Source organism: Actinokineospora sp. (genome assembly GCF_050699995.1).
In the GTDB taxonomy this organism is placed as follows: Bacteria; Actinomycetota; Actinomycetes; order Mycobacteriales; family Pseudonocardiaceae; genus Actinokineospora.
The window spans coordinates 1-4,866 of sequence record NZ_JBOHGC010000045.1 but is presented as its reverse complement, the minus strand read 5'-3'; the positions used below and the strand labels follow the sequence as shown (position 1 = coordinate 4,866).

The following is a 4,866-nucleotide window of genomic DNA, read 5'->3' as shown; positions in this document are numbered from 1 at the left end:
GTGGTGGGCCGACGCGGCCGCCGCGGACCGAGCAGACGGCGTTCGGCGTGATCGTTCCCGCGACCGCCGCCGCGCGCTTCGTGGCTCCGGGCGAGGCGGTGTTCATGGACGACTGGATCACCGACGGCGGCGTCGCCACGTTCCTCTACGCCGTCCCGCTGCCCGGCGACCGGGTGCTGCTGGAGGAGACGAGTCTCGCCGCGCGGCCCGGTGTGGCTCGCGATGTGCTGGCCGCCCGGCTCCGCGGGCGCGGGATCGGGCTGACCGGGGACACCGAGTGGGTCCGCTTCCCCCTCGACATCACCCCGCCGTGGCGCGGGAACGCCGTGCCGTTCGGCGCGGCGGCGGGCATGGTCCACCCGGCCACCGGCTACAGCCTCGGCGACGCCCTCACGGTCGCTCCCTCGGTCGCCACCGCGATCGCCGAAGCGCTGCCGGACGGCCCGTCGAAAGCCAGGGCCGCGGCCCGCGCCGCCTGCTGGTCCCCCGCCGCCCGCGTCGTCCACGGCCTGCGCCTGCGCGGCCTGCGCACCCTGACCGCGCTGCCCGCCGACCGGTTCCCCGCCTTCTTCGACACCTTCTTCACGCTGCCCGCCGATCTTCGCGACGCATACCTCACGGGTCGCGACGACGTGCGCGGCACGACCGCCGCGATGGCGGCCATGTTCCGGCACGTTCCGTGGAGAATTCGCACAACCATGGCGACATTGCGGTAATCATTCCCAATGCCGAAATCGCATGATTCACCCTTTCGGGTTGCGTGTGTGTCCACCGCTCTCCTAACGGTCGTGAGGTGGACCACAGCAACATGAACACCTGGTGACCTCTGCTCACAACAAGCCCTGGAACAGGCACTATGACGCCCGTGACCATGGTTCAGGGCGTCAGTTTCGCGTTCCAGCCGTTGCTCAGCACCCGTACCGGGGAGCCCGTCGCGGTGGAGGCACTCGCGCGGCCGAAATCCGGCGGAATCTATGACTTGCTTCGAAAAGCCGGGAAATCCGGCAGGCTGGTCGAAACCGATATCACCCTCGCGAGCCGCGCCGTGCTGGCTGCCGCGCGCCACGACGTCGCCGTGCCGCTGCACGTGAACATCCTCGCCGTGACCGCGACGAAGGCCGAGGAGCTGATCGCCGCGATGCGCCCGGCGCTCAAGGAGACCGGGCGGCACCAGACCGAGGTGGTCCTGGAGATCAGCCCGCCGTTCAGCCAGGTGCACCGCGCCGAGCTGCTGCGCGGGCTCGGCCAGCTGCGCGAGGCCGGTTACCGCATCGCGTTCGACTCGGTCGGCGACGGCGACCTGCCGCTGTCCCTGCTCGCCGATGTCGCCCCCGACCTGGTCAAGCTCGACGCCCACCTGATCGGCGGCCTGCCCGAGGAGGCGACCAGCCTCGCGATCGTGGAGAGCCTCGCCCACTTCTGCTCGCGCACCGGCATCCGACTCGCCGCGGTCGGTGTCGACAGCGAGGACCAGTTGCTCTGCCTCAACCGCCTCGGCGTGCGCCTGGCCCAGGGCGCGCTCCTGGCCGGTGAGACCGCGGACGCGACGACGTCGGTGCCGCTGCCGCGCCAGGTCGCCGACATCATCGAGTTCAACGCGACCAGCCGGGTCACCAACGAGGCCCCCGGCGTGCCGATGGTCGTCGACTTCCTGCGCCCCGCGACGACCCTGCCGGAGACGGTGACCGCCGAGGAGGTCCGCGAGGCCCTCGCCGACGCGCCGACGATCAACGGCGTCATCCTGGTCGACACCTACGGCAGGCCCACGTACTCGGTGGAGCGCAGCCGCTTCCTGATCGCGGTGACCGGCCCCTACGGCCACGCCCTCAACGCGAAGAAGCCCGCCAGCAGGCACGCCGACGCGCCGCGGGTGATCCGCGCCGACGCGACCGGGCTGCAGCTGCTGGAGATGGTCGGCGACGCCGACTGGGAGCGCGCGGGCGACGACATCGTGGTGGTCGACAACCAACGGGTGTGCCTGGGCGTGGTCCGGCTGACCGAGGTCGTGCGCGGTGTCGCCGAGTCCAAGATCGAGCAGGCCGCCGCGCTGAACCCGGTGACCAGGCTGCCCGGCGCGGACATCGTCGACCGCGAGATCGACCGCCGCATCCACAACAACGAGATGTTCGTCGTCGCCTGGCTCGACGTCGACTCCTTCAAGGCGGTCAACGACACCGTCGGGTTCGCCGCGGGCGATGACCTGATCCGGTCGATCGGCCGCGCCCTGGCCGACGCCGAGACGGACCTGCCGGGCACCCGGGTCAGCCACGTCGGCGGCGACGACTTCCTGATCGTCACCGAGCTCGACGAGATCGCCACCCTCGCCACCCGGATAGTCGACCAGACCTGGGTGACCGAGGGCATGGCGGTGACCGTGTCGCTGGCCTCCCTGGTCTGCGGCGTGCGGACCGTGTCGTCCTACCGCGAGGCCTCCCGGCTGCTGGCTCCGCTGAAGAAGCAGGCCAAGGCCGTGGCCGGGTCGAGCTGGGTGCTGACCCGGCCGGGCGCGGACCGCGTCGAGGTGCTGCGCGGCCGTCCCGGTGAGCGGCGAGGCCAGCACGCGATGCGGGTCGACCCGAGGGCCGACACCCGCTACCTCGCCGCCCACCAGGCGGTCTGACCTACTCGACCGTCACGCTCTTGGCCAGGTTGCGCGGCTTGTCGACGTCGCGGCCCAGCTCCACGGCCAGGTGGTAGGCGAGCATCTGCAGGGCGATCGTGAACACGATCGGGTCCAGCTCCGGCTCGCCGCGCGGCACGCGGATGACGTCGTCGGCCAGCCCGGCGGGCAGGTCGGCGTTGGTCACCGCGATGACCGGCCCGCCACGCGCCTTGATCTGCTCCATGGTGCTGAGGTTCTTCGACAGCAGCTCGTCGTCGGGCACGATCACCACGCTGGGCATGTCCGGGTCGATCAGCGCGAGCGGGCCGTGCTTGAGCTCCGCGGACTGGTACGCCTCGGCGTGGACGTAGGAGATCTCCTTGAGCTTCTGCGCGCCCTCACGGGCCACGGGCCAGCCGCGCACCCGGCCGAGGAAGAACATGTGCGTGGCCTTCGAGTAGCGCTTCGCGATGTCGCGCACCGCGTCGTCGGTGGTGAGCACCTGCTCGATGTGCTCGGGCAGCGCCCGCAGCCCGTTGACGATCCGGGTGCCGGACGACGCCGAGAGGTCGCGCACCCGGCCCAACAGCAGCGCGAGCATCGCGAACGAGACGGACATGTTCGTCATCGCCTTGGTCGAGGCGACCGACACCTCGGGTCCGGCGTGCAGGAACACGCCGCTGCCGCACTCGCGGGCCACCGCGCTGCCGACGACGTTGACCGCGCCGATCACCCGGCCACCCTTGCGCCGCAGCTCCTGCACGGCGGCCAGGGTGTCCAGGGTCTCGCCGGACTGGCTGATCGCGACGTAGAGGGTGTCCGGGTCGACCACCGGGTTGCGGTAGCGGAACTCGGACGCGGGCTCGGCGTCGGCGGGGATCCGGGCCAGCTCCTCGACGAGGGTCGCGCCCATCTGGCCCGCGTAGTACGCCGAGCCGCAGCCGAGGAACTTGACCCGGCGGACCGCGCGCAGCGCCATCGCGTCGAGACCGAGCCCACCCAGGTGGGCGGTGGCGAAGCGCTCGTCGAGGCGTCCGCGCAGGGCGCGCTCGACCGCCTCGGGCTGCTCGGCCATCTCCTTGCGCATGAAGTCGGGGTAACCGCCCAGCTCGTAGTCGTCGGCGAGGGCGTCGACAGTGGTCGGCTCCTTGCTGGTGCGCCGGGCCTCCAACGTGGAGGTGCGGTACTCGTTGGCCTTGACCGTGGCCAGTTCGCCGTCGTCGAGGAAGACGACGCGCTGGGTGTGGTGCACGAGCGCGGCGACGTCGGAGGCGACGTACATCTCGCCGTCGCCGATGCCGAGCACGATCGGGCTGCCGTTGCGGGCGACGACGAGCTCGTCGGGCCGGGTCCGGTCGAGCACGACCAGCCCGTAGGTCCCTTCGACCTGCCGCACGGCGGCGCGGACGGCGTCCTCCAGGGACTCGGCGCCGAGTTCGGCGGCGATGAGGTGCGCGAAGACCTCGGTGTCGGTGTCGGAGGCGAGTTCGACGCCGTCGGCGGTCAGCCGGGCCCGCAGCGGTTCGGCGTTCTCGATGATGCCGTTGTGCACCACCGCGATCCGGCCCGCCGCGTCGAGGTGCGGGTGGGCGTTGCGGTCCGACGGCTCACCGTGGGTGGCCCAGCGGGTGTGCGCGATGCCGATCGTGGAGGCCACGGGGGCGGACTCGGCGAGCCGGTCACGCAGCTCCTGCACGCGTCCGGCGGCCTTGGTCACCACCAGCTTGCCCTTGCGCAGCACGGCCACGCCGGCGGAGTCGTAGCCGCGGTACTCCAGCCGGTGCAGGCCCTCGACCAGCACCGGGGTGGCGTCGCGGTCCCCGACGTATCCGACGATTCCGCACATACATGCTCCCTATCCGTAGACGATGCGGCGCAACTGGCGTTCAGTCAGCCGCGGCGGCGACACCGGCCGGGCGGCCAGTTCGGCCGCCAGGGCCGTCCAGATCTGCGCGTTGCGGTACTGCTTGCCCCGCAGCTCGGTGTGCCTGCGGCGGACGTAGTCCTCGGTCGTCTCGCCGAAATAGCCGATCACATCGGCGACGACCCGCGCCGCGACCCCGGGCGCGAGCCCGGTGCTCTCGGCGACGTGCCGGACGAGGTCCGGCGGCGGTGACTCGGTCACGACCCCCGACACTGGCACCGGAGGACCCCTTAAGCAACTTTCCTGCCCGAATCCGGGCACAACCCACCCGGTTGCCCTCCCACACGGTCGCGAGTCCCCACTTCCCGACAGTGAGTTCCCACTTCCCGACAGTGAGTTC

At 71.5% G+C, this 4,866-nt stretch carries 4 protein-coding genes; 2 read left to right on the top strand and 2 right to left on the bottom strand.

The genetic code is table 11. From position 1 onward, the window contains the following. Together ACRDSQ_RS02645 and ACRDSQ_RS02640 are read left to right on the top strand one after the other, a co-directional pair. The coding region (locus tag ACRDSQ_RS02645) for a lycopene cyclase family protein (RefSeq protein ID WP_431418422.1) at window positions 1–716 on the top strand (716 nt) is incomplete at its 5' end. Window positions 717–871: 155 nt separating this feature from the next. After that, window positions 872–2,620, top strand: coding sequence for an EAL domain-containing protein (locus ACRDSQ_RS02640; RefSeq protein ID WP_431418423.1), 1,749 nt, complete (start codon window positions 872–874; stop codon window positions 2,618–2,620). Window position 2,621: 1 nt separating this feature from the next. Here the strand turns inward: ACRDSQ_RS02640 and glmS are convergent, their stop codons facing one another. Continuing rightward, window positions 2,622–4,448: a glutamine--fructose-6-phosphate transaminase (isomerizing) gene (glmS, locus tag ACRDSQ_RS02635; RefSeq protein WP_431418420.1), complete on the bottom strand. Its 1,827-nt coding sequence runs from the start codon at window positions 4,446–4,448 to the stop codon at window positions 2,622–2,624. A 9-nt stretch (window positions 4,449–4,457) separates the two neighbouring features. Further along, window positions 4,458–4,727: a hypothetical protein gene (locus ACRDSQ_RS02630; protein WP_431418418.1), complete on the bottom strand. Its 270-nt coding sequence runs from the start codon at window positions 4,725–4,727 to the stop codon at window positions 4,458–4,460. Window positions 4,728–4,866 lie beyond the last annotated feature (139 nt).